The sequence below is a fragment of the Pandoraea pulmonicola genome (assembly GCF_000815105.2).
Classification (GTDB): Bacteria; Pseudomonadota; Gammaproteobacteria; order Burkholderiales; family Burkholderiaceae; genus Pandoraea; species Pandoraea pulmonicola.
Map to the genome: position 1 here is coordinate 1812042 of NZ_CP010310.2, position 19630 is coordinate 1831671.

The window sequence follows — 19630 nt, forward strand, 5'->3', positions numbered from 1 at the left end:
CGTCCCGGGCAATACTTGCCGGCGGAGTGCCTCCCTGATCGTGTACAGTCTACAAAAAGCCGTTGCTGCTATAAAATGCGTCGGTTATTGGGGACCATGGGCCACGGCAGCAGGCGTCCGTGGGCGCGGAACCGTCGGTTTGTGGAGATTGGAATTATGGTACGGGGAGCCACAGGGGCAAACGGTCGCGAGCCGATCATGCACCAGCAGCTTTCGGATCTGGTGACTGCCCGTTTGCGCGAGTCCATCACCTCGGGGACTTACAAGCCGGGCGACCGCCTCGTCGAAGGACGGATCGCTCAGGAACTGGAGGTGTCGCGCGTGCCGGTGCGCGAGGCGTTGCGGGCGCTGGCCGTCGAGGGGTTGGTGGAAGTGAGGCCCCGGCACGGTGCGGTCGTGGCGTCGTTCGATCCGGCGTCGGCGCGTGAACTGGTACAGATCCGCGCCACGCTCGAGGGACTGAACGCCCGCCTGGCGGCGGAACATTGCACGCCGGAGTTGGTCAAGCGCATCGAAAAGGTTCTGCAGGAGGGCAACGCCAAGGTCGCCGCGGGAGAGACGTCGGGCCTCCTGGAACTCAATGCCCGTTTCCACGACTTGTTGTATTCCGCGGGCGCGAACGCGATGCTCGCGGACCTGATGCGTTCCATGCGCGACCGTTCGCGCATGCTGTTCGTCAACGCCAGCGACGAAGAGGTACGCATCACCTGGGAAGAGCACGCCGCCATTCTGCGCGCAGTGCAGTCCGGCGATGCGGCGTTTGCCGCACTTCTCGCCGAACGCCACGTCACTCGCGCCGCGCAGTACTACCTGGATAACCTCGCCCGCTGAGCTGCTTGCGTCGAGCGAAGACACAAGCGCTTGGCTCACCCTCGGTTCACCAATTCGTCTCCCGCTCCGGCGTCGCCGTGATCTTGTGGATGGAGAGGTCGGCGCCGTAGTACTCCTGCTCGTCGTCGAGCCGCAGGCCCATGACGCGCTTGATCACGCCGTAGACGAGGTAGCCGCCCGCGAAGGCGATGGCCACCCCCATCATCGTGCCGGCAACTTGTGCGATGAAGCTCACGCCGCCGAGTCCGCCGAGCGCCGTCTGACCGAAGATGCCCGCCGCCAGCCCACCCCAGATGCCGCACACGCCATGCAGCGGCCACACGCCAAGCACGTCGTCGATGCGCAGGCGATTCTGCGTCACCGTGAACAGCCATACGAACAGTCCACCCGCCACGGCGCCGACGACGAGCGCGCCCAGCGGATGCATCACGTCGGAACCCGCGCACACCGCCACGAGCCCGGCGAGCGGGCCGTTGTGAATGAAGCCCGGATCGTCCTTGCCGACCCACATCGCGACGAGCGTGCCACCGACCATCGCCATGAGCGAGTTCACCGCGACCAGCCCCGAGATACCGCCCACGCGCTGCGCACTCATCACGTTGAAGCCGAACCAGCCCACGATCAGGATCCATGCACCGAGCGCCAGGAATGGAATCGACGACGGCGGATGTGCCGCGACCTGTCCCTGACCGTTGTAACGTCCGCGGCGAGCCCCGAGGTGCAACACGGCTGCCAGCCCGATCCAGCCGCCGACCGCGTGCACCACGACCGAACCCGCGAAGTCGTGGAACGGCGCGCCCAGCGCATGCGTGAACCCGTCTTGAATGCCCAGATGGTTGTTCCACGCAATTCCCTCGAAGAACGGGTAGATCACGCCCACGAGGAAGAAAGTCGCCACCGATTGCGGATGAAATTTCGCGCGCTCCGCAATGCCTCCCGAAACGATGGCCGGAATCGCCGCGGCAAACGTCAGCAGGAAGAAGAAGCGGATCAGCGCATAGCCATTGTGCTCGGAGAGCACCGCCGCGCTCGACCAGAAATCGACGCCGTAAGCGAGCGGATAGCCGATAAAGAAATAGGCGAGGCCGGAGACCGCGAAGTCGGTCAGGATCTTGACCAGTGCGTTCACCTGGTTCTTCTTGCGAACCGTACCAAGTTCGAGAAAGGCAAAGCCGGCGTGCATGGCAAGCACCAGGATCGCGCCGAGCAGAAGGAACAGCACGTCGCCGGGGGTATTGGAATTGGGCATGAATGTGCTCTTTTGGTGCAAACGAGAAGAAGAACGAAGATATGCAAGAGCGATGCCAGACTTCTCAACCACTTTGATTTATATGGACGTTTTATCTGATGAGTCGATGTGGTCCGTCGCGTCTGGCACGATCGTGGTGCCGTGTGCCGTCCTGGGAACGAAGATGGGCGAACTCGGTGCATGTCGTCGCGAGGGCGGCAGTGAAAAATGCGGAAAGGCGTGCCGCCGTCATGCGCGATGCGGCGCACTCGCGTGCGGTATAGAATCGGGCGTTCTCGCAGCTTCGGACCGAGGCTGCGTCGCGCGGCGTCGCACGATGCGTCTGGACAGCGCCTGGAGCGAGGGCGGTGAGGCGGCGCTGTGCGACAACTACAACATCGATTGACACACGCACAACCACAGAGGAAATCCCATGATCTTTGAAATTGCCCAGATCGAAGTGAAGCCCGGCACCGAAGCCGCCTTCGAGCAAGGCGTGGCGAAGGCCGCACCGCTTTTCAAGGGCTCGAAAGGCTGCCACGGCATGCGTCTGCTCAAATCCATCGAGCAGCCGACGCACTACAGCCTCGTCGTCACCTGGGAAACGCTCGAAGACCACACCATCCACTTCCGCAACTCGGAAGCGTTCCAGCAATGGCGGGCACTGGTGAGCGAGTGCTTTGCCGCACCGCCCAACGTGAGCCACGTCACCGAAGCGCTGATCGGTTTCTAAGCGACGGGATGTCAGGCGCGTCCGGGCGCTGCCCAGGCCCCAGGCCCCAGGCCCGGATGACGCACCCGGCGGCGCAACGCCGTGAGTCCAAAGGGCGGCGGCAGGAGAAGTCCTCGTCGCCGCCTTTTGTTTTTCTGTCTTTCATCGGATGGGAGACTAAGGGTTAACTCGGTGAAGTTCGTCGAAAGTTTTCAGATAACATGAAAACCAGAAAAGCATGAGACGGACGTGAGAGGATGGCCACCAAGCCCAAGACCCTGACCGAACAGGTCGCGCAGCAATTGCAGGACGCGATTCGGCAGGGCGTTTATCCCGTCGGCACCCGGTTGCCGACCGGCAAGCAGCTTTCCGAGACCTATGGCGTAAGTCCCGCGGTGATCCGTGAGGTCACGGAGCGCTTGCGCGCGCAGGGGCTTATCGACAGCCGGCAAGGTGCGGGCGTGACGGTCAAGGCGCGTACGCCGTCGAGCGGCTTCCAGGTCCCCGTGGGGCAGGACGCCGCCGATCTCGCGAGCGTCTACGAGTTGCGTCTCGACCTGGAGAGTACGGCCGCCGCGCTCGCCGCCGTGCGTCATACCGAGGAGGACATTCGTCGGCTCGGCGACATTCTCGAAAAGCTCGAAACGAACCTGTATCACGTGGAAAACGGCGCGGAGTACGACACGGCGTTCCATGCCGCCATCGCCCGCGCCACGCACAACCGCTACTACGCCGATCTGCTGCAGTATCTGAATCTGCAGATCCGCCAGGTCGTCCACACCGCGCGCACGAACACGCTGCTCCACGAAGGGCTTGCCGCGCAGGTGCATCAGGAGCACGTGGCCGTGTTCAATGCGATCAAGGCGCGCGACCCATTGCTCGCACGCGCCGCGTCGCTCTCGCACCTGCTGCGCGCCTCGGCTCGTCTCGGTCTGACGCTGCCCGGTCGAGACGTCATCACCGGCGCCATCGCGCCGACCCGGCCCTGATCTGTCAGATGCCATTCCCTGCACTGCAACTCCCCGACGCGGGACATCATGACTCACACCGCTTTTGCTCAACGCCTCATCGATGCCGTCGGCGTCGACAGCGTCCTCACGGCAACCGACGACATCGCACCGTGGCTGGCCGACTGGCGCGGCATGTATCGTGGCAATGCGCAGGCCGTCGTGCGTCCGCGCACCACGGAAGATGTCGCGAAGATTCTCGCGCTCTGTCAGAGCACGGGCACGCCCGTGGTGCCGCGTGGTGGCAATACCGGCTTGTGCGGGGGCGCGACGCCCGACGCCTCGGCGCAGAACGTGGTGCTGAGTCTGGACCGCATGAATGCCGTGCGCAGCCTCGACACCATCGCCAACACGATGGTCGCGGAAGCCGGCTGCATTCTCGAAGACCTGCAGCGCGCCGCGCGCGACGCGAACCGTCTGTTGCCCCTGAGCCTCGCCGCCGAAGGGTCGTGCCAGCTCGGCGGCAATCTCGCGACGAACGCCGGCGGCGTGAACGTCGTCCGCTACGGCATGACGCGTGAGCTGGTCCTCGGCGTCGAAGCCGTGCTGCCGAACGGCGAGATCCTGCACGGCCTGCGCACGCTGCGCAAGGACAACACCGGCTATGACCTCAAGCAACTGCTCATCGGCTCGGAAGGCACGCTCGGCGTGATCACGGCGGCGGCGCTGCGGCTCCATGCGCCGACGCCGGTGCGACAGGTGGTGATCGCGGCCGTTGGTTCGCCGCGTCAGGCGTTGGCGCTGTATGAGCTGCTTTTCGCCGAATGCGGTCCGCGCATGCAGGCGTTCGAGTTCTTCACCGGCGAGTGTGTCGATCTGGTGATCGCGAACGTGCCCGGCGTGCGGGCGCCGTTCGCCGACCGGCATCCCGGCTATGTGTTGATCGAGCTTGCCGACACGGCGAACGAAGCGGCGTTGGCCGCCTTGCTCGAGCGGGTTATCGAGACGGCGATCGAGCGCGACCTCTGCGCCGACGCCGTGGTGTCGTCCACACTCGGCCAGCTCGAAGCGATGTGGAAGCTGCGCGAAGAGATTTCCGAAGCGCAACGCGCGGACGGCCCGCATCTCAAGCACGACGTTTCGCTGCCGATCGAAGCCATTCCCGATTTCATGGCGAGCGCCGAGGCGCGCGTGCGTCGCGTATGTCCGCAGGTCCGTCCGTTCATCTTCGGTCACTTCGGCGACGGCAATCTGCACTACAACCTGTCTCGCCCCGCGGGGGAAGCGCCGGACTTCATGACGAAGCACGGAGAGGCGATCACGGCGGAAGTGCTCGACGAAGTCGCGCGCCACGGTGGCAGCATCAGTGCCGAGCACGGCATCGGGCAGCTAAAGCGTTCGTATTTCGCCAAGTACAAGTCGCCGCTCGAACTGCGTCTGATGCGCGAGATCAAGGCCGTGTTCGATCCGGCCGGCATCATGAATCCGGGCAAGCTGCTGTAAGCGCGCGCTTCCCGCTTCCCCGTTTTTCCGGTTTGTTCCGGTTGTTTTTCCTCGGGCGCCGTCGCCCGATCCGTTTTAGCCCCTGGCGTGAGCCCGACGTCGTCACTGTCGCCCTCGCGCCTCCTGAGGAGTCGACATGACCGCAACCCCCGCCGCCGGAGCGCCGCTGTGCCTTGGCCCGCTGCCGGAGATCGATCCATCCACGTTTGACGTGCCCGCGGGCGCGGTCGATACGCACGCGCACGTCGTGGCGGCGAGCGGCGACTATCCGATGGTGCCCGAGCGCAGCTATACGCCGCCGCCCGCGCCCGAGGAGAAGTACCTCGCCATGCTCGACGCCACCGGCATGCGCCACGGCGTACTCGTGCAGATCAGTGTCTACGGCACCGACAATCGCTACATGCTCGAGACGCTGCGCCGTCATCCGGATCGACTGCGCGGTATCGCCGTCGTCTCGCCCGACGTGACCGACGCGGAACTCGAGGCGATGCACGCCGCCGGCGTTCGCGGCCTGCGCATCAACGTGCTGTTCGGCGGTGGCATCGGCTTTGCGGCGATGGAGACGCTGGCGCATCGCATCAAGGATCTCGGCTGGCACATGCAGTTCCTGATGGACGTGAAGACGCTGCCCGAACTCATGCCACGCATGACGAAGCTGCCGGTCACCGGGATCGTCGATCACATGGGACATACGCCGGTGGCGCAGGGACTCGATGCGCCGGGCTTCTCGGCGTTGCGCTCGCTCGTGCGCGATCACGGCTACTGGGTCAAGCTCTCGGGCGCCTATCGCATCAGCGAGCGGTTTCCGACGTTCGACGACGTGACGCCGTTCGCGCAGGCGCTTATCGACGACGCCCCCGACCGCATGGTGTGGGGCAGCGACTGGCCCCACGTTTCGCTCACGCGCATGCCGAACACCGGTGCGTTGCGCAACCTGCTGCCGATCTGGGCGCCGGACGCCGACGTGCGCCGCCGCATCCTCGTCGACAACCCGGCGCGTCTGTACGGATTTCCCACAACGGCCTGAGCGCATGACATCGCGGACGCCCGATGCGCCCGCGCATCATTCAAGATTTCAAGAGGAGACAAGATGAACTGGTATCGCCAGATGAACAAGACCGAACGGCGGACTTTCATCGCCGCGTTCGGCGGGTGGGCGCTCGATGCGCTCGATTTCATGGTGTTCACATTCGTGATCAGCACGCTCATCACCATCTTCAGCATCGACAAGGCGCAGGCCGGCATGCTGGCCACGGTGACGCTGCTGTTCTCGGCCATCGGCGGCTGGCTCGCGGGCGTGCTCGCGGACCGCTTCGGCCGCGTGAAGATCCTGCAGGTCACGATTCTGTGGTTCTCCGCGTGCACGATCCTGATCGGCTTCGCGCAGAACTTCGAACAGATCTTCGTGCTGCGCGCACTGCAGGGCCTGGGCTTCGGCGGTGAGTGGGCCGTGGGTTCGGTGCTCATGGGCGAGATCGTGCGCACCGAGTATCGCGGCCGCGCCGTGGGGACGGTGCAAAGCGGCTGGGCCATCGGCTGGGCGGTGGCGGCGCTGTGTTACACGGTGTCGTTCTCGTACTTGCCGGAAGCGTACGCCTGGCGTGTGCTGTTCTGGATCGGGGTGATTCCGGCGCTCTTCGTGATCTTCATCCGCAAGCACGTGCCCGAGCCGGAACTGTTCGAGCGCACCCGCAAGCAGGAAGCCTCGGCCGCCAAGCGCACGTCGGCGTGGGCGATCTTCTCGCCGGCGCTCCTCAAGACGACGGTGCTCTCGGCGTTGCTGTGCACCGGCGTGCAGGGCGGCTATTACGCCGTGACGACGTGGCTGCCCACGTTCCTGAAGACGGAGCGTCATCTGTCGGTGATCGGCACGGGTGGCTATCTGCTGGTGATCATTCTGGGATCGTTCATCGGCTACCTCACCGGCGCCTATTTGACGGACCGCCTGGGCCGCCGCGCCAACCTGCTGATCTTCGCCGTGCTCTCGGGGGCAAGCATCTACGCGTACACGCAGTTCCAGCTGAGCAACGACCAGATGCTGATCCTGGGTTTCCCGCTCGGCTTCGCCGCCTCCGGCATTTTCAGCGGCATGGGCGCCTACCTGACCGAACTGTTTCCGTCGGCGGTGCGCGCGAACGGGCAGGGCTTTGCCTACAACTTCGGGCGCGGCATCGGCGCACTGTTCCCGAGTCTCGTCGGCTATCTGGCCAAAACGAGCGGTCTGGGCACGGCCATCGGCATGTTTGCGGGCGGCGCCTACCTCGTGGTGCTCGTGACGGCATTTCTGTTGCCCGAGACGAAAGGGCGCGAGATCGAGTAAGTTCTTACCTTCGCGGGTGGCGGATGCGGCAGCGCCGGTGTGCCACCCGGTTTTCATGATTCAACGGAGTTCGCATGAAGGTTCTGGTGCCGGTCAAACGGGTAGTGGATTACAACGTAAAAGTTCGCGTGAAGAGCGACGGGAGTGGGGTTGACATCGCGAACGTGAAGATGTCGATGAATCCGTTCGACGAAATCGCGGTGGAAGAGGCGGTGCGACTGAAGGAAGCGGGCGTGGCGACCGAGGTGATCGCGGTGTCGGCGGGCGTGTCGCAGTCGCAGGAGACGCTGCGCACGGCGCTGGCGATCGGCGCCGATCGTGCGATCCTGATCGAGTCGGACGAGGAACTGCAGCCGCTGGCGGTGGCCAAGCTGCTCAAGGCGATCGTCGACAAGGAGCAGCCGCAACTGGTGATCCTGGGCAAGCAGGCCATCGACGACGACTCCAATCAAACCGGACAGATGCTCGCGGCGCTGGCCAGGCTGCCGCAGGCGACGTTCGCCTCGAAGGTGACGGTGGCGGACAATCGCGCGCAGGTCACGCGTGAGGTGGACGGCGGCCTGGAGACCGTTTCGCTGTCGCTGCCGGCGGTGATCACGACCGACCTGCGCTTGAACGAGCCGCGTTACGTGACGCTGCCCAACATCATGAAGGCGAAGAAGAAGCCGCTGGAGACGGTCAAGCCGGGGGATCTGGGCGTGGATGTGTCGCCGCGTCTGAAGACGCTGAAGGTGGCCGAGCCGCCCAAGCGCAGCGCGGGGGTGAAGGTGGCGGACGTGGCAGCGCTCGTCGACAAGCTGAAGACCGAAGCGAAGGTCATCTGAAGGGGGACGACGAGATGAGCATTCTGGTAATTGCGGAACACGACAATCAATCGATCAAGGCCGCGACGCTGAACACGGTGACGGCCGCGCTGCAATGCGGCGACGACGTGCACGTGCTGGTCGCGGGCAGCAACGCCCGGGCGGCGGCCGACGCGGCCGCGCGGATCGCCGGCGTGAAGCAGGTGCTGCTGGCCGACGCGCCGTATTTCGGCGACGGGCTGGCCGAGAACATCGCCGACGAGGTGGTGTCGATCGCGGGTGCGTACTCGCACATCCTGGCGCCGGCGACGGCGTACGGCAAGAACATCGCTCCGCGCGTGGCGGCGCTGCTCGACGTGGCGCAGATTTCGGACATCACGAAGGTCGACAGCGCGGACACGTTCGAGCGCCCGATCTATGCCGGCAACGCGATTGCGACGGTGCAAAGCGCGGACAAGGTGAAGGTGATCACGGTGCGCTCGACGGGCTTCGACGCGGCAGCGGCCACGGGTGGCGGCGCGGCGGTGGAGACGGTGGCGGCCACGCCGGACGCGGGCGTGTCGCAGTTCGTGGGCCGGGAGGTGACGAAGCTGGACCGTCCGGAGCTCACGAGCGCGAAGATCATCGTCTCGGGTGGCCGAGGTCTGGGCAGCGGCGAGAACTATACGAAGGTGCTCGAGCCGCTGGCGGACAAGCTGGGCGCGGCGCTGGGCGCGTCGCGCGCGGCGGTGGACGCCGGCTACGTGCCGAACGACTATCAGGTCGGTCAGACGGGCAAGATCGTGGCGCCGCAGCTGTATATCGCGGTGGGGATTTCGGGGGCGATTCAGCACTTGGCGGGGATGAAGGATTCGAAGGTGATCGTGGCGATCAACAAGGATCCGGAAGCGCCGATCTTCTCGGTGGCGGACTACGGTCTGGTGGGCGATCTGTTCACGGTGGTGCCGGAGCTGACGGGCGCGCTGTAAGCGTTCGGCGGACGCTACATTGAAGCGAGGCTGCGGGGCGTGTCCCCGCAGCCGATCCGCATGAGGATGGCGTGCTCCGCGAGATTGGCGGGCGCGGCTGACGTCTTCATGTCTTCATGCGAATCGGAAGGAAATCAAGGAACAGCAATGGACAACGTCGATTGCGTCGTGATCGGCGCGGGTGTGGTGGGATTGGCCGTTGCGCGGGCGATGGCGCAGGCCGGCCGGGAGGTGATCGTTCTCGAATCCGAGCGCGCGATCGGCACCGGCACGAGCTCGCGCAACAGCGAAGTCATCCACGGCGGCATCTACTATCCTCCCGGCTCGCGCAAGGCGACGCTGTGTGTCGAGGGCAAACACCGGCTCTATGAATTCTGCGCGTCGCATGGCGTGGAGCATCGTCGCTGCGGCAAGCTGATCGTGGCGACGACCGATCGTCAGATCGAAGAACTCGAAGCCATCGCCGCCAACGCGCGCGCGAGCGGCGTGGACGATCTCGAATGGCTCACCGCCGCTCAGGTTGCGCGGCGCGAGCCGGCGTTACAGACATTCGGTGCGCTGCTTTCGCCGTCCACGGGCATCGTGGACAGTCATGGCTTGATGCTCGCCCTGCAGGGAGACGCGGAACGTGCGGGTACGATGGTGGCGTTCGAATCGAAGGTGACGGGGGTACGTGTCGGCCCGGGCAGCGGTATCGAGCTCGATGTCGAGACCCAGGGCGAGACGGCGACTCTGCTTGCGCAAACGGTCGTCAACAGTGCCGGACTTCAGGCCGTCGATATTGCGCGGCGCTTCGAGGGACTCGCGCCCGAGCACATTCCGCCGCGCTACTACGCGAAGGGGAGTTACTTCACCTGTACGCAACGGGTGCCGTTCTCGCACCTGATCTATCCGGTGCCCGAGCCGGGCGGACTCGGTGTGCATCTCACGCTCGATCTCGGTGGGCAGGCGCGCTTCGGGCCGAACGTCGAATGGATCGACGAGATCGACTACACGGTGAACGCGTCGGATGGCGACGGCTTTTACGCGGCGGTGCGGCGCTACTGGCCGACGCTCGCGGACGGCGCATTGCAACCGGGGTATGCGGGAATTCGGCCGAAGATCAGCGGGCCGGGAGAGCCGGCGGCGGATTTTCGTATCGATGGGCCGGCCGTGCATGGCGTCGCGGGACTCGTGAACCTGTTCGGTATCGAGTCGCCCGGGCTGACGGCGTCATTGGCCATTGCCGAAGCGGTGCGCGCAGCGTTGTAACGCGAGACGTGACCCGCTGGCCCGTCTCGCGCATCGGCTGCTATCTGGCTAACCCCGTGATTCCTGCCTGGCGGTGCCGCGAACCTTGCGCGGCAGTCCTGTCGGACGGGAGTCGTTGCGTCTTTTGGCTTGCCGGGTACGCGGTTCAGCGCACGGCAACCGGCGGCTTCCACGAAGCCGGGTTCGTCCAGAAGACACCCCGCAGGCGATCGGTGTCGCCACACGGCGTACTGCGCGCCGGCTTGCTGATCTGACCTGCGCAAGCGCTGATGTCGCGGCCCGATTGCTGCAAGCGTTTCAGAATCGTATCGAGCATGCCCGATTCGCGCCATTCATTGAGTTTGCGGCGGCAAGTCGGCACGGAGGGGTACTGCATGGGCAGCTTGGACCAGCTCTCGCCAGTGAACAGCACCCACAAGACAGCATTGGTCAGCGTGCGCTGCTCGACTTGAGGGCGGCCTCGTCGTTCCGTACGGACCGGTCGGTCGCAAATCAGATCACGCAGGGCGTGCCATTCAACGTCGCTCAGTTCAGTAAACATAACACCTCGACCCAAAACAAACGGAGGCGCCGCAGGGGGCGAGTCCGGATTTCGCGATCTCGCACGAACCGATGCAAACGGGTGCGTGCTTATCGTCGAAACTCGGCCAAGGCGGCGTCGGTCCCCGATGCTGGAAACACAAGCAACAAGCATGCCAGGACATCGGGTTCTCTCGTGAAGAACGCCGCGGGCGGGTCGAACCACACTGCGAAGGGAGCGTTTGACCAGCAAAAAAACGCCCACTTGGCAGGTGGGCGCAGCTCCTGAGTGGCAATTGGGATAGGCAATCGCAAAAGCGTCAGGAGAAAAGGAATACGTGCCTTTTGGCCGGTCCGGATCGTTTTTTGTTCTCGGCCCTGGCCAGGGTGTCTCGCTCCACATGCGCCAGCTTGTCAAGCTTGCAGGCGCAATGATGACAAAAAGCGCGAGTCGACGCGCTTCGGAATTACCCCCATTGCGGTGCATGGCGCTCGCCGAAGGCGATTCGCCCAACAAGGGTGCCCGCTTGCGCCCGGATAGGGCACCGCGTCGCGGGAATGGGCGCAACCCTGCCGGGCAGGCGCAACCGTTATCGTCACGTGAGAAACTGGCCCGGTCTTGGCATGGTGTACCGTCATGGTCGGGTGGCAGGTCGGTAGCCTATAATGTGCGCCTTCCCTCGATATCGTCCATCGGCTGCGCGCAACCGCTGCCGGTCGGCGCCAGTGTGCGCAAACGGCATGAGCAACGACAGCGATAACAAATACTCCGTTCCCGGTCTCGAGCGCGGTCTGCGCATTCTCATGACATTCTCGGCGCGCGAGCCGGTACTCGCGGGCGCCGATCTCGCCCGCCGTCTCGACATCCCGCGCTCGACGGTCTTCCGTCTGTTGCAGACGCTGGAGGCCGAGGGCTTCATCGAAAAAGCGGGCGACGATCGTCACTACCGACTGGGGGTGGCCGTGCTGCGTCTGGGCTTCGAGTATCTGAACTCGCTGGAACTCACGGATCTGGGCACACCGGTCATCGAGAAGCTGCGCGACGCGACGGGGTTCTCCAGCCACATCCTGATCCTGGATCAGCGCGACGCGGTTTTCGTCGCGAAGGCGGCGAGTCGTGAACTGGTGTTCGGCACCGTTCGCGTGGGGACGCGATTGCCGGCGCATGCGACGGCCGTCGGTCATATCCTGCTCGGCGACTATTCGCTCGCGTCGCTCAAGCAGTTGTATCCGGAGCGCAAGCTCGAAGCCTTCACGGCCCATACGCCGACGACCGTCGACGCGCTGTACAAAGTCGTGCAGGAGGACATCGCTCGCGGCTACAGCATGAGCCAGTCTTTCTTCGAGCAGAACATCTCGACCATTGCCGCTCCCGTGCGAAATCATCGCGGACAGATCGCGGCCGTGGTCAGTGTGACGATTCCGCAGGCGCGTGTGGAAGCGGATCTGCTCAAGAGTGGCATCGTCGAGAAGGTGGTGTCCGCCGCCGACGAACTCTCGCACAAGCTCAACTACCGCGCCGAGCGTCCGGGTAACGTGCCCGCGATGCTGAAGTAAGCGTTTTTCCTTCGGCTGGGCCGGTATTTCGTCGGCCTCACCATTTCGGCTGGGCTCGCGTTTCCGAACTGCCGAAACTGCCCCTGCGGCGTTCGGCTGCGCCAGCGTAACGCCGAACGAAAATCGCTTGCCTCATCCTCCCATCGCCCCTCGTCACCGGCGGGGCCCGCCACGCCAGCCAGTCCCTCGACTCCGCGCCATTGCACCGCTGCATGGCCGGTTGAGTCGTTACGCCAGGGGACTGACGACCTCGCTTCATACATCCCGTTCCCTCTCGCACCGTCGCCCGTTTCGCAATTTTTTCTCCCTGACGCGCGCAGTCTTTGTCATTAGCATTTGCGCAACATCAATCAGTGCCGACTTAATTTCTGCTTGTCTCGCTATTTTCTCTTCGCCATAATTGTCTCACCTATTAATCGTTGTTTCATATATAAGACAAAAAATGCGCGGCCGCAATGTCGCAACCGCCGTCGTAGACGTGGAGCGGTACCGGCATGGGGCGTTCAACAGCGCCGGCGCATCGGATGCAAAACAGGAGTCGAAGGTGAAGAGACGCAGTATCGGTGCCGCCTGTCTTTTGGCGTGCGCCTGCACGGCACATGCCGCCGGCAATTCGTTGCAAATCTACGGGACGATCGACGACGGCCTCACGTACGTGAGCAACTCAGGCGGTGGTCGCATGTTCAAGATGGACGCCGGCATCGGGCAACCCGACCGCTTCGGCCTGAAGGGACGTGAGGATATCGGGGGCGGGCTCGCCGCCGTGTTCCAGCTGGAACAGGGCTTCAACACGAGCAACGGGGCGCTTATCAACAGTGGTGTGGAGTGGAACCGTCAGGCGTGGGTCGGCCTGGCGAGCGACCGCTTCGGCATGGTGGCGATCGGCCATCAGACGGACTTCATGCAGGACGTGTCGATCCGCTATTCGAACGGCTTCTGGCAGCACAACCTGTACGCCTATCACCCGGGCAACCTGGACAACCTGGCGAACTCGTCGCAGATCGACAATGCGGTGAAGTGGAACAGCGCGAGTTTCCACGGACTGACCGGCGGTCTGATGTACGGCTTCGCGGGCGGCAACGCCCTGGGACGTACGGTCGGCGGCTACGTGAAATACGACAATGGTCCGCTTTCGGTCGCGGCGACCTATGTCAGCATCAATAAACGCATGTTCGATTTCTCGTCGCGTCTGGGCATTTCGTCGATCTTCGGACAGTCGGGGCTGTCGGCCACGAACGTCTTCAAATCGGACGCCGTGAACAACACTGGCATTGGCGCGTCGTATCGCATCTCGTCGCGCTGGAACGTGCACGCGCTCTATACGCGCAGCGAAGTGCGTGCGCCGGGCGGCTCGGGCAACATGTTCAACTACGACGTCGGCACGGAGTACCGCGTGACGGAAGCCAACGCGCTCACACTCGGCTATTCGTACTCGTCATTCAATCACACGCACTACAACCAGATCGAAGCGGGCGACCTTTATTCGTTCTCGAAGCGCACGCAGTTGCAGGCGCAGGTGACGTATATCGCCGCCAGCGGCAACAATCGCGCCGCGTCGTATCCGATCGGCGCATCGAGCAATCACGATCAGATGCTGCTGCGCGTGGGCATGTATCACAGTTTCTAAGCCGCGATATTCCCGACGCCGGGCGGTATCGATCGGGCGTCGGGGCGGTAGGTATTCCGACGGTGCAGTGCCTGCGTCGTCGCTCACTTCGAGAACCCATATGTCAGTTTCTCCGAGCCCTTCATCGCCGCAGCGCCCCTCGCGCGTGCGCTACTGGATGCTCTTTCTGATCTTCGTCGGCACGGTCATCAACTACGTCGACCGCGCCAATCTGTCGGTGGCGGCGCCCATGCTCAAACAGGAGTTCGGCCTCGGTCCGGTCGAGCTGGGCTTCATTTTCTCGGCGTACGCATGGACCTACGTCATCGCCAATATTCCGGGCGGTTGGGTGATCGACCGCTTCGGCACGCGCGCGATCTATGGCATCGCCATCCTGAGCTGGTCGGTGCTGACCTTCCTGCAGGGCTTCACGTCGCGTTTTTCCACGCTCTTCGGTATGCGGCTTGGCGTGGGCATCGCGGAAGCGCCGACGTTCCCCGTCAATAACCGTGTGGTCTCGATTTGGTTCGCACAACGCGAGCGGGGCGTGGCGACGAGCGTCTATCTCGTCGGTCAGTACATCGGCATGGCGGCGCTCACGCCGCTGCTCTTCTGGATCGCCCACACGTGGGGCTGGCGCGAGATTTTCTACGCCACGGGGCTGCTGGGCATCGTCTGGGCCGGGGTGTGGTTCGTCGGTTACCGCGACCCCGACAAATGCAAATGGGTCAACGCCGCGGAGCTTGCGCACATCCGCAGCGGCGGTGCGCTGGTCGAGGCGAAGACGCCACGGCAGGGACCGCAGAAATTCCCGTGGCGCAAGCTGCTCGCGCTGTTCCGCAATCGTCAGATCATAGCGATCTGCGTGGGCAAGTTCGCGTCGCTGTCGTCTTTGTATTTCTTCCTGACGTGGTTCCCGACCTATCTGATCACGGAGCGTCATATGACGGTGCTCAAGGCCGGCGGCATGACGTCTCTGCCGTTCGTCGCGGCGTCGATCGGCGTGGTCTGCGGCGGACTGCTTTCCGACTGGCTGCTGCGCCGCGGCGTGGCCGTCGGCACGGCGCGCAAGACGCCGATCGTGACCGGTCTGCTGCTCGTGCCCACGATGTCGCTGACGGTGCTCACGGATGCGAACTGGCTCGTCATCGCGATCATGTCGTTCGCGTTTTTCGCGCAGGGCGTGGCGTCCGCGTCGTGGTCGCTCGTGGCGGACATCGCCCCGAAGGGCATGGTCGGCATCACGGGCGGCGCCGTGAACTTCGCCGGCAACCTGTCGGGCATCGTCACGCCGATCGCCATCGGCTTCATCGTGAAGGCTACCGGCACGTTCGGCTGGGCCCTGGGCCTCATCAGTCTGTTCGCCATCGCGGGCGTGCTGTGCTACTTGCTGCTGCTCGGCGAGGTCAAGCGCATCGAACTCGATGACGACGGAGAAAGTCAGGAACAAGGTCGGGTGAACGGCAAGGCTCGCGCGGCCTGAACGCCATCGATCGGCCGTGCTCGCAGGTGCCGGTGGTCGCCCATGCGAGCGTATGCGCATGTATGCCGGTGCACGTCGGCGTACGAGTGCGTACCAGCGCGTATCCGTGCGTACTCGTGCGTACTCGTGTGTCAGGCCTCCACGGCCTGACGTCGATAGTCGCCGGGACGCGCCCCCGTCCACTTCCGGAACGCGCGGAAGAAGGCGCTTGGATCGGCGAAGCCCAACGACAGCGCGATCTCCAGCATCGGCTTGGACGTGTGACACAGCGCGTGAATCGCCAGATCGCGCCGCAACTGATCCTTGATCGACTGGTACGACTGCCCCTCGTCCTCCAGCCGTCGGCGCAGTGTCGACGGTGTCGTGTGGAACTCGGCCGCCAGGGTTTCGAACGCCGGCCAGCTATCGGTCGGCATCGTCTTGAGCCGACGGCGCACGCGCGCCACCATCCCCTTCGTATTCTTGTACTTGAGGATGATGTTGGCCGGCGCCGCCCGCAGGAAATCCTTCACCGTGACTTCGTCCTGTACGACCGGCAGGTCCAGGCACGCCGCATCGAATTCGATCGCCGTGTGTGGCGCTTCGAACACCAGCCGCGGCGCGTACATGGTGCGGTACTCGTCGCTGTAGACCGGCTCCGGATAGGCGAAATAGGCGGTGCCCAACGTGACGCGGCGCGCGATCAGCCAGCACGTCAGCGCGTAGAAGAGAATCAGGAGCGTTTCATGCCCGAAGATGCGCGGCGCCTGGGCGTCGGCGCGCTCATGGACTTCCAGCCGGGCGAGCGCTCCGTCGCGAACGAGGTGCATCTCCAGATCGTCGAGCAACAGCCCCATGAAGCGGGTCGCACGCTGCAACGCTTGCTCGAGCGTGCGGCACGCGACGACGCTGTGACAGAGCATCGCGAAGCTGCCCACCTTCATACGGCGCGAATCCTGTCCGAAGAACTCGTCGTCGAGCGCGACGCTGATCAGTCGCCACAAGTTCGCATACCGGTCGGACGATACGCGCGCCTGCGGATGCATGAGCAACGACGGGGCGATGTCCGCCGAGCGCAGCAATGCCGGGACGTTGCCGCCCAGCCGCTCGACATGCGCCAGTGCATTGATAACGAAATGAATCGAGATGCTGCCTTTTTCCATGCGTCGCGAAACGGAGTGCCGTAGCAGGGGGACGCAGGGATTCTAGCAGTGCGGCCCCCGACGGCGCTTCCGGTCCCATCCGAAAACGGGATCGGCGTATTCCGATATCGTGCGCGACGCCGGAGGGGCGGCGCAGGCGCAGGCTTATTTCGGTGCCATGCGCAAAGCGCCATCGAGGCGGATCACTTCGCCGTTGATCATCGTATTCTCGAGGATGTGACGCACGAGCGCCGCATATTCGGACGGCCGTCCGAGTCGCGGTGGGAAGGGGACGGACGCGCCGAGCGCGGCCTGCACTTCGGGCGTCATACCCGCCATCATCGGCGTTTCGAAAATGCCCGGGGCGATCGTGACGACGCGTACGCCTACGCGAGCCAGCTCACGCGCGGCCGGCAGCGTGAGCGCCGCGACTCCGCCCTTGGATGCGGCGTAGGCCGCCTGGCCGATCTGGCCGTCGAAGGCGGCGACCGAAGCCGTGTTGATGACCACGCCGCGCTCGCCTTCCGCGTCGGCCTTGCCGTCGGCCATTGCCGACGCGGCAACCCGAAGCACGTTGAACGTGCCGATCAGATTGACGTTGACGATGCGCGCGAAGCTGTCGAGCCGGTGCGGTCCCTGCTTGCCGAGAATGCGCTCGCCGATGACCAGTCCGGCGCAGTTGACCACGCCGTTCAGGCCGCCGAAGGTTTGCGTGGCCGTTTCCACCAGATGCTGCACGTCGTCTTCGCGGGTGATGTCGGTGGCGACGAAGCGGGCGGCGTTGCCCAGCGCATCGGCCTGCCTGGCGCCGGCTTCGGCGTTGATGTCGCCGAGCACGACCTTGCCGCCCGCATCGACGAGCATGCGCGCGGTGGCGGCGCCAAGACCCGACGACGCGCCGGTCACGAGAAAGACACGATCCTTGATTTGCATGTGTTGCGATTCCTGTAAGAGTGCGGGTGCAGATGCGGTCCGGTCGGCAGGACCGGACGGACCGATCACGCGGCGTTGGCCGACGATTGCGTGGCCTTGGCGATTTCCTGATTTCGAAGAATGAAGCGTTGCAGCTTGCCGCTCGGCGTCTTGGGCAGTTCGGCGACGAATTCCACTTCGCGCGGATAGGCGTGCGTGGACAGGCGATGCCTGACGTGTTCCCGCAATTCGCGCGCCAGCGCCTCGGTCGGCGCGAACTGCGGGTGCAGCACGACGAACGCCTTGATCAGTTCCGTGCGTTCCGGGTCCGGCTTGCCGACCACCGCCGTCTCGATCACCGCCGGATGTTCGATCAGGGCGCTCTCCACGTCGAAAGGTCCGATGCGATACCCGGCGGAGGTGATCACGTCGTCGTTGCGTCCGACGAAGCTGATGCTGCCGTCCTCGTTACGCTCGACGGTGTCGCCCGAGAGGTAGTAGTCGCCCACGAAGGCGGGCGTCTCTCGCTCCCAGTAGCCGCCGAACCACATCAGCGGCGATTGCCTGCGGTCGAGCGCCAGCACACCGGGCTGACCGACGGGGCATTCGCGACCGTCGTCGTCGAGCACGACGACGCGATGGCCCGGTGACGCGAAACCGGCCGTCCCCGCCCGCACAGGGTGGGCGAGCGCATGGTGATTGCACACGACCATGCCGAGCTCGGTCTGCCCGTAGTGGTCGTGAATCGTCACGCCGAGATGCTCGTCGAACCAGCGGATGACTTCGGGGTTGAGCGGCTCCCCCGCGCTCGACGCGGCACGCAGTTGCCCTTTCACGGGCGCGGCCGCCTTGTCGCCGCCCGCGATCAACAGGCGGAACGCCGTGGGCGAGCCCGCCAGGTTCGTGATGCCGAGCTTGCGGATGATGCGGTAGGTGCTCTCGACGTTGAAAGGACCGTCGTAGAACGTCGTCGGAACGCCAAGCGCGAGCGGCCCCGTCACGCCGTAGTACAGGCCATAGGCCCAGCCCGGATCGGCAACGTTCCAGAACGCATCGGTCGGACGCAGGTCGACAGCGTCGCGCATGTAGCCGACGAAGGCCATGATGGCGCGCAGCGGCACCATCACCGGTTTGGCCGCGCCGGTGGTGCCCGAGGTGAACATCATCAGGAACGGGTCGTCGCCGCGTCGCAGCACCGGTGCGAACGTCTCGTCGTGCTGTTCGACCTCGTGCCAGAAGCTGAAATCGCCACGCCGAATGCCTTGGCCGCGCGCGCCGCCGACGGTCGCCACCGGCGGGCAGTTGACCACTTCGGCCAGCTTGCCGCGATTCGCGCCGTCGGTCACCACGAGCTTGCTCTGCGCGCTGTGCAGGCGATGCTCGATGGCTTTCGGGCCGAACGCGGTGAACAGCGGTTGGTAGACCGCCCCCGCGCGCCACGTGCCGAGAATCGTCACGAGCAGTTCGGGCGTGCGGGGCAGCAGGCCGCTCACGCGATCGCCGGGCTGCACACCCTGTTCGCGCAGAAAGTTGGCAAAGCGCGCGGAGAGCGTTTGCAACTGCCGGTACGTCCAGGTCTGACTGGCGCCGTCCCTGCCTTCCCAGAACAGCGCTATGCGCCCGGGAAGCGCGTGGCGGTCGCAACACTCGATGCAGGCGTTCATTGCATCGAGATTGCCGGCGAGCGTGGCACGCACGGTGGCATCGAGGTCGAACGCCCGGTAGGCGTCGGCGTACTCCACAGTCATGGGTTGTCTCCTGTCATCGAATGCTGGCCGGCGGCGCGCGGACGACGAAACGGCATCGGTGCGCGCCGCGGCTTCCCCGGGGCGCCGTCTTGGTGGGGGCGCGGCGCTCTCGGGGAGAATG

At 64.7% G+C, this 19630-nt stretch carries 18 protein-coding genes; 13 read left to right on the plus strand and 5 right to left on the minus strand.

Annotation, left to right across the window (positions count from 1 at the left end):
- The first annotated feature begins 156 nt into the window (after positions 1-156).
- The gene (locus RO07_RS07915) at positions 157-831 is read left to right on the plus strand and encodes a GntR family transcriptional regulator (RefSeq protein WP_052267116.1); all 675 of its coding nucleotides are present in this window, start codon (positions 157-159) and stop codon (positions 829-831) included.
- A 46-nt stretch (positions 832-877) separates the two neighbouring features.
- Here RO07_RS07915 and RO07_RS07920 read toward each other — a convergent pair whose 3' ends face one another.
- Positions 878-2080: an ammonium transporter gene (locus RO07_RS07920; RefSeq protein WP_039409577.1), complete on the minus strand. Its 1203-nt coding sequence runs from the start codon at positions 2078-2080 to the stop codon at positions 878-880.
- Here RO07_RS07920 and RO07_RS07925 point away from each other — a divergent pair.
- From RO07_RS07925 to RO07_RS07965, 9 genes are all read left to right on the plus strand, one after another.
- Positions 2079-2465, plus strand: coding sequence for a hypothetical protein (locus RO07_RS07925; protein ID WP_147284531.1), 387 nt, complete (start codon positions 2079-2081; stop codon positions 2463-2465). The two genes, RO07_RS07920 and RO07_RS07925, sit on opposite strands and share 2 nt — an antisense overlap.
- Before the next feature lie 27 nt (positions 2466-2492).
- Positions 2493-2792, plus strand: coding sequence for an antibiotic biosynthesis monooxygenase family protein (locus RO07_RS07930; protein ID WP_039409583.1), 300 nt, complete (start codon positions 2493-2495; stop codon positions 2790-2792).
- A 236-nt stretch (positions 2793-3028) separates the two neighbouring features.
- On the plus strand, positions 3029-3760 hold the full coding sequence (locus RO07_RS07935) for a FadR/GntR family transcriptional regulator (protein WP_039409587.1): 732 nt from the start codon (positions 3029-3031) through the stop codon (positions 3758-3760).
- A gap of 48 nt (positions 3761-3808) precedes the next feature.
- Positions 3809-5221, plus strand: coding sequence for an FAD-binding oxidoreductase (locus RO07_RS07940; protein WP_039409590.1), 1413 nt, complete (start codon positions 3809-3811; stop codon positions 5219-5221).
- 136 nt (positions 5222-5357) lie between these two features.
- Positions 5358-6248 carry an amidohydrolase family protein gene (locus RO07_RS07945; RefSeq protein ID WP_039409591.1) on the plus strand — a complete coding sequence of 297 codons (891 nt, stop codon included), beginning with the start codon at positions 5358-5360 and terminating at the stop codon, positions 6246-6248.
- 63 nt (positions 6249-6311) lie between these two features.
- The gene (locus tag RO07_RS07950) at positions 6312-7541 is read left to right on the plus strand and encodes an MFS transporter (RefSeq protein ID WP_039409593.1); all 1230 of its coding nucleotides are present in this window, start codon (positions 6312-6314) and stop codon (positions 7539-7541) included.
- A 74-nt stretch (positions 7542-7615) separates the two neighbouring features.
- Positions 7616-8365, plus strand: a complete 750-nt coding sequence (locus RO07_RS07955) for an electron transfer flavoprotein subunit beta/FixA family protein (RefSeq protein ID WP_039409595.1) — start codon at positions 7616-7618, stop codon at positions 8363-8365.
- 14 nt (positions 8366-8379) lie between these two features.
- Complete coding sequence (locus RO07_RS07960) at positions 8380-9312, plus strand: electron transfer flavoprotein subunit alpha/FixB family protein (protein WP_039409596.1); 933 nt, start codon at positions 8380-8382, stop codon at positions 9310-9312.
- A 147-nt stretch (positions 9313-9459) separates the two neighbouring features.
- Positions 9460-10563, plus strand: coding sequence for an NAD(P)/FAD-dependent oxidoreductase (locus tag RO07_RS07965; RefSeq protein WP_039409598.1), 1104 nt, complete (start codon positions 9460-9462; stop codon positions 10561-10563).
- A gap of 145 nt (positions 10564-10708) precedes the next feature.
- On the opposite strand, the gene RO07_RS26280 is transcribed toward RO07_RS07965, so the two are convergent.
- Positions 10709-11104, minus strand: coding sequence for a transposase (locus RO07_RS26280; RefSeq protein WP_024788698.1), 396 nt, complete (start codon positions 11102-11104; stop codon positions 10709-10711).
- 719 nt (positions 11105-11823) lie between these two features.
- Here RO07_RS26280 and RO07_RS07975 point away from each other — a divergent pair.
- The 3 genes from RO07_RS07975 to RO07_RS07985 all read left to right on the plus strand — a co-directional run bounded on the left by RO07_RS07975 (position 11824) and on the right by RO07_RS07985 (position 15728).
- Positions 11824-12639: an IclR family transcriptional regulator gene (locus RO07_RS07975; RefSeq protein ID WP_039409601.1), complete on the plus strand. Its 816-nt coding sequence runs from the start codon at positions 11824-11826 to the stop codon at positions 12637-12639.
- A gap of 544 nt (positions 12640-13183) precedes the next feature.
- Complete coding sequence (locus RO07_RS07980; RefSeq protein WP_039414703.1) at positions 13184-14266, plus strand: porin; 1083 nt, start codon at positions 13184-13186, stop codon at positions 14264-14266.
- A gap of 100 nt (positions 14267-14366) precedes the next feature.
- Positions 14367-15728: an MFS transporter gene (locus RO07_RS07985; protein ID WP_039409604.1), complete on the plus strand. Its 1362-nt coding sequence runs from the start codon at positions 14367-14369 to the stop codon at positions 15726-15728.
- Positions 15729-15859: 131 nt separating this feature from the next.
- On the opposite strand, the gene RO07_RS07990 is transcribed toward RO07_RS07985, so the two are convergent.
- From RO07_RS07990 to RO07_RS08000, 3 genes are all read right to left on the minus strand, one after another.
- Positions 15860-16870 (minus strand): AraC family transcriptional regulator, encoded by a 1011-nt coding sequence (locus RO07_RS07990; RefSeq protein WP_039409607.1) that lies wholly within the window; start codon positions 16868-16870, stop codon positions 15860-15862.
- Positions 16871-17014: 144 nt separating this feature from the next.
- Positions 17015-17782: an SDR family NAD(P)-dependent oxidoreductase gene (locus RO07_RS07995; RefSeq protein ID WP_039409610.1), complete on the minus strand. Its 768-nt coding sequence runs from the start codon at positions 17780-17782 to the stop codon at positions 17015-17017.
- A 65-nt stretch (positions 17783-17847) separates the two neighbouring features.
- A complete protein-coding gene (locus RO07_RS08000; RefSeq protein ID WP_039409612.1) occupies positions 17848-19509 on the minus strand; it encodes an acyl-CoA synthetase in 1662 nt (553 codons plus the stop codon).
- Positions 19510-19630: the final 121 nt, after the last annotated feature.

Coding starts and splice junctions, on each gene's coding strand:
- RO07_RS07915 (WP_052267116.1), top strand. CDS start 157: ATGGTACGGGGAGCCACAGGGGCAAACGGTCGCGAGCCGATCATGCAC.
- RO07_RS07925 (WP_147284531.1), top strand. CDS start 2,079: ATGAATGTGCTCTTTTGGTGCAAACGAGAAGAAGAACGAAGATATGCA.
- RO07_RS07920 (WP_039409577.1), bottom strand. CDS start 2,080: ATGCCCAATTCCAATACCCCCGGCGACGTGCTGTTCCTTCTGCTCGGC.
- RO07_RS07930 (WP_039409583.1), top strand. CDS start 2,493: ATGATCTTTGAAATTGCCCAGATCGAAGTGAAGCCCGGCACCGAAGCC.
- RO07_RS07935 (WP_039409587.1), top strand. CDS start 3,029: ATGGCCACCAAGCCCAAGACCCTGACCGAACAGGTCGCGCAGCAATTG.
- RO07_RS07940 (WP_039409590.1), top strand. CDS start 3,809: ATGACTCACACCGCTTTTGCTCAACGCCTCATCGATGCCGTCGGCGTC.
- RO07_RS07945 (WP_039409591.1), top strand. CDS start 5,358: ATGACCGCAACCCCCGCCGCCGGAGCGCCGCTGTGCCTTGGCCCGCTG.
- RO07_RS07950 (WP_039409593.1), top strand. CDS start 6,312: ATGAACTGGTATCGCCAGATGAACAAGACCGAACGGCGGACTTTCATC.
- RO07_RS07955 (WP_039409595.1), top strand. CDS start 7,616: ATGAAGGTTCTGGTGCCGGTCAAACGGGTAGTGGATTACAACGTAAAA.
- RO07_RS07960 (WP_039409596.1), top strand. CDS start 8,380: ATGAGCATTCTGGTAATTGCGGAACACGACAATCAATCGATCAAGGCC.
- RO07_RS07965 (WP_039409598.1), top strand. CDS start 9,460: ATGGACAACGTCGATTGCGTCGTGATCGGCGCGGGTGTGGTGGGATTG.
- RO07_RS26280 (WP_024788698.1), bottom strand. CDS start 11,104: ATGTTTACTGAACTGAGCGACGTTGAATGGCACGCCCTGCGTGATCTG.
- RO07_RS07975 (WP_039409601.1), top strand. CDS start 11,824: ATGAGCAACGACAGCGATAACAAATACTCCGTTCCCGGTCTCGAGCGC.
- RO07_RS07985 (WP_039409604.1), top strand. CDS start 14,367: ATGTCAGTTTCTCCGAGCCCTTCATCGCCGCAGCGCCCCTCGCGCGTG.
- RO07_RS07990 (WP_039409607.1), bottom strand. CDS start 16,870: ATGGAAAAAGGCAGCATCTCGATTCATTTCGTTATCAATGCACTGGCG.
- RO07_RS07995 (WP_039409610.1), bottom strand. CDS start 17,782: ATGCAAATCAAGGATCGTGTCTTTCTCGTGACCGGCGCGTCGTCGGGT.
- RO07_RS08000 (WP_039409612.1), bottom strand. CDS start 19,509: ATGACTGTGGAGTACGCCGACGCCTACCGGGCGTTCGACCTCGATGCC.